We start from the raw sequence: 4,483 nt of genomic DNA on the forward strand, positions 1-4,483 counted from the left end.
ATCGCGCCCGGCTGCATGCCTTGCGGCGCGGCCACGCGCACGTCGCCGCCGGCGGTGTAGCGCATCACCGAGCCGGCCTCGCCGGTCAGGAGCGGCGTGTCGATGCGCAGCGCGCCGCCTGTGCGCACGTAGCCCTTGGCCGCCTCGTCCCACGCGCCCTGCGACTGGTAGACCGAGAGCGAGCCCTTCTGCCGCGCCGTGACCTGCTCGCTCGCGTTGAGTTGCACCTCGCCGAAGCCCAGCACCAGCCGGTCCATGCCGTGCACGGTGTCCACGCGCATGTCGCGCGCGGCGCCCAGTTCGATGCGCCGGGCGTCGATCTGCAGCCGGCCGCTGCCGGTGCCTGCGCCGCCGGTGGCCACCAGGCCGGGCGGCGTGCGGGTGCCGTTCCACACCAGCACGTCGGTGTGGATGCGCGCCACGCTGTCGGCATCGCCCCAGCCGTAGATCGCGGGCGTGGTCAGCATCAGGCGCGCGATCGTCGACTGGCCGGTGGCGGGGTCGATGGTCGACAGCTGCGTGGAGCCGAAGAAGTTGACCGCGTCGCGCACGGTGAACACCAGGTTCTCCAGCGCCGGCGCGCCGGTGCTGGTGTCGCCGCGCAGCAGGCGGTCGAGCACGGACTGGTTCAGCGTCAGGCCCGGCGGCAGCGCGCCGCGCGCGGCGGCGTCGCCCAGCGCGCGTTCGCCGCCCACGTTGATGCCGCCCAGCGCCAGCACCAGGTTGCGCGTGCCGTAGCGCGTGCTTTCGCCCAGCGTGAAGGCCTGGTCGGTGGCGGCGGTGATGGTGCCTTCGGAATACAGCCGCGCGCCGGCACTGCAGTTGCCGCTGGGGGCGCACACGCCGATGTCGATGCGGCCGGGGCCCGTTTGGCCGCCGCTGGACGCGGACGGCGGCTGGATGTCGATCCAGCCGTTGGACACCGCCAGCACGCTGCGCAACCCCGGCTCGTAGATGTAGCCGCGGCGCGAGTCCCAGGCCGCCGGCCCGCGGCCCAGCGTGTCGATGCCGGCACCGGACTCGACGGTGATGCCCGAGTCGCGGCGGTCGGTGACCAGGATCACCTCGCCCGCGCGCAGCACCGCGCCCTCGCGCAGCACGATGCCCTCGGCGGCGCTGCTGAAGCCCAGGCGGTTGGCGTCCCTCAGCCGATCGGCCGCGGTGGCGTCCTGCACGAAGGTGCCCGCCGGCGCGCCGCCGATGGCCAGCTGCGCGGCGCCGATGGCGTTGAGGTCGCGCGCATGCAGCGAGGTGCCCTTGAAGTCCGGCGTGGGCGCGGCGCCGTCGCCCAGCACCTCGAAGGAGCGCGCCGTTCCGCCGATCACCAGCGCCGTGCCGCCCATGCCGTCGCCCACCGTGGCGTAGCGCGCGGTGCCAGCGAAGCGCAGCGCGGGTTCGCCGGGCATCTCGCCCGCCGAGCCCTTCAGGCCGAACTGGAAGCGCAGCGCCTTGGCGTCGCGCTCCAGCAGCGGGCGCGGCACGCCGTCGCGCAGCGCCTGCGCCACGGCGAAGTCGGCATAGCCGGTCTCGTTGTACTGCGCGTAGGTGCGCAGCACGTCGCCCGGCGTGAACACCGCCTGCAGCGGCAGCGCGTCGTGGATGCCGGTGCCGGCCACGCCCAATTGCGCGGGCGCGGTGTAGGAGCCGTTGCGCATCGCCGTCGCGCTGCCCGGCGCGCCGACCTGCGCGGCCAGCCCGTTGAGCTCGACGCGGAAGGCGCCGGGCAGCAGCGCGTAGGTGGACGGCATCAGCGTGTAGCGGCCCGGGGGCAGGCCGGGCACGCCGGCGCCGACGGTGATCTGCCGGCCCACTGCCGGATCGCTCGCGCCCTTCTCTGCGTTGAGCGGCGCCTGCAGCGGCTGCACGCCCGGCACGATGGCATAGACCGGGTTGGTGGCCAGGCCGGGCAGCACGAAGCCCTTGCGCTGCGCGCCCACCTGCACCAGCGGATGCATGCGCGCGTCGGTGGAGCCGCCGCGCCCGGCCAGGAAGGCGGTGCCGGTGAGCGTGCCGCCGCCCGACATGTCGAGCACCGCGCCCTCGCGCACGTCCACCGCGTGGCCGGACAGCGTGATGGCCGGGCCGACGCCGGGCACGCGGTAGGCCACGTCCTTGCCGTTGAAGAGATAGGTCAGCCCGTCCTGCGTGCCGCCGTAGGGCATCAGCAGCCCGTCGGCGCTGACCGAGGTCAGGCTGCCCGCATGCAGTTGCACGGTGCTGGTGGAGGTGTCGCCGAAGACGCTGCCCAGCGCGATGCCGCCCAGCGGCGCGCGCAGCACGCCGCGCTGCTCGATGTGGGCGGCGTGGAAGGTGAGCGAACCGAAGGCCGACTGCGGCATGGCCGGCGTGTCGCCCACGCGCTCGATCACCAGCCGGCGGTTCATGTCCATCTCGGCCTGGCGGGTGCCCCACTTGTCGATGACGTTGCGCTGGCCGACCTGCACCAGCCCGCTGTCGCCGGTGGCCGGGTAGATCTGCGCCGCCGCCAGCGTGAGGTCGCCCGGCACGTAGAACCTGGCGTTGTTCGAGAAGCGCAGGTCGCCGCTGCTGCGCAGCAGCGTGCGGTCGAAGGCGTTGCGCTCCACGACCAGCTCCTCGGGCACGTTGCGCACGATGGTGCCGCGCACGCCCTGCTGCACCATGCCCGCCAGGTCGATGAGCTGCGCGTCCAGCCGCAGCGAACTGCCGGCCGACACCAGCGGCACGCCCAACGTGCCGGCCCCTCCGCCGGCGTTGCGCGAGCCGAGCACCGGGTTGGGCAGGATGTAGTCGTCGATCTGGGTGCGCCCGCTGGCGGCCAGGCGGATGTAGGGCGCGGCCAGCGTCACGCGCGCATCGGGCGCGGACGCATCGGCCAGGGCCAGCGCGGTGGTGGTCAGGCGCAGGCTCTGGCCCAGCGAGAGATCGACGCTGCCGTCGAAGGACAGCATGCCGTGGCTGAGCAGCGACAGGTTGTCGAAGCCGCCGTCGTGGATGCGGTCGACGCCGATGCGCGCCGTGCCGTAGGCCAGCGCGCCGTGCGCCTGGCCGGGGCGCAGGCCGGCGGCATCGGCCACCGCGCTGCGGCCCTGCACCTGCGCCAGCAGCATCTCGCGCGGCACGCGCACCGCGTCGTCGACGTTCTCGCCCTTCAGGTTATAGCGCGCCACCGTGCCGTAGAGGGGCGTGTCCAGGTTCAGCGCCAGCATGCCGCCGGCCGCGCCCGCGCCACCCGCCGCGGCGCGCATGTCGCCGTCCAGGAACAGGCCGCGGAAGGAACTCAGCGCGATGGTGCCGCCGTGGCTGGCGACCTCGGTGGCGCCACGGCCCGGCAGGTCGAGCGTCGCCGACGTGCCCGAGGCCTCCAGCCGCGCGCCGGGGCGCAGCACCACGAAGGCATCGGCCGCGTCCACCTGCGTGGCATCGAGCACATGGCGCGCGCCGATCTCGATGGTGCCGCCGTTGGCCACCTGGCCGTAGCGGTGGCCGCGCGCGTCGGTGGCCACCACCGGGCGCGCGGCGACGTCGATCAGCGCGTGCTCGCCGATCCAGTACGAGCGCGCGTTGGGCATGCCGTCGGCCAGGTTGCGCGCGTTGCCCGTGCCGTGATCGCCCGGCAGCAGCGAGACGCGCCCGCCCCAGGCCGACAGCGTGCCATCGACCGTGATCTGGTCGTTGCCGCGCAGCGTGAGCGTGCGGCCGGGGTCGAGCGCGATGTGGGCGCCCTCGCCCACCACCAGCGGCGCGCGCTGGTAGAGCGTGCCGGCCTCCAGCGTCAGGTCGGCGCCGGCGCGCTGGGTGAGCTTCTGCTTCACCGGATCGTCCTGGTACACCGGCGGCATCCACAGCGGCAGCGCGGTGGACGGGTCGGCGCCGGTGGGCGCGTGCGCGCCCGCGGCCGGGTCGAAGCGCTGCACCGGCATGCGCACCTCCACGCGCGCGCCGTCGGCCACGGCCACGCCGTCCTGGCCGCGCACCGTGTACTGCGCGAAGCCGCTGCGGAACAGGTCGGTGTCCAGGCGCAGCAGCGGCTGCACCGCGACCGCGCGCGGCAGCGCGGTGCCGGCGACGATCGGCGTGCCCGCGGGCATCACGGTGTCGGCGGCGGCCACCGTGCCGGCTTTGTACGACGTGGTCTTGGGCGGGATCGGCAGGCCCGAGGGAAACACGTCTTTGGGCAGCACGTAGCCCTGGGCCAGCAGGGTGATGGCCGCCAGCACGCTGCCGGCCGGCACCGTCTGGCCCGGCTCGTAGCCCTTGCCGTCGAGCAGGAACGCCTGCGTGCCCGGCGGCACCACCCAGTCGGCGCCGGTGATGACGGTGCGCGCGTTGCTGACGCCGGGTTGCACGCTCTCCTTGAGCGCCTCGCCCGGCAGCGCGCGCGACACCGTGACGGCGAAGTCCATCGGAATCTCGCTGCCGGCCGCGATCACATAGTCGCCGGCCAGCCGCAGGTGCACGGTGCTGCTGCGCCCCGCCGCGAGCTGGCCGTCGCCGCCCGCGG

1 pseudogene is annotated in these 4,483 nt (G+C 74.6%); it reads right to left on the reverse strand.

Annotated features, from left to right (window positions below):
- Positions 1 to 4,483: pseudogene (locus VBO01S_RS32925) on the reverse strand (hemagglutinin); the annotation flags it as partial.

The sequence above is a fragment of the Variovorax boronicumulans NBRC 103145 genome (assembly GCF_001591345.1).
In the GTDB taxonomy this organism is placed as follows: Bacteria; Pseudomonadota; Gammaproteobacteria; order Burkholderiales; family Burkholderiaceae_C; genus Variovorax; species Variovorax boronicumulans.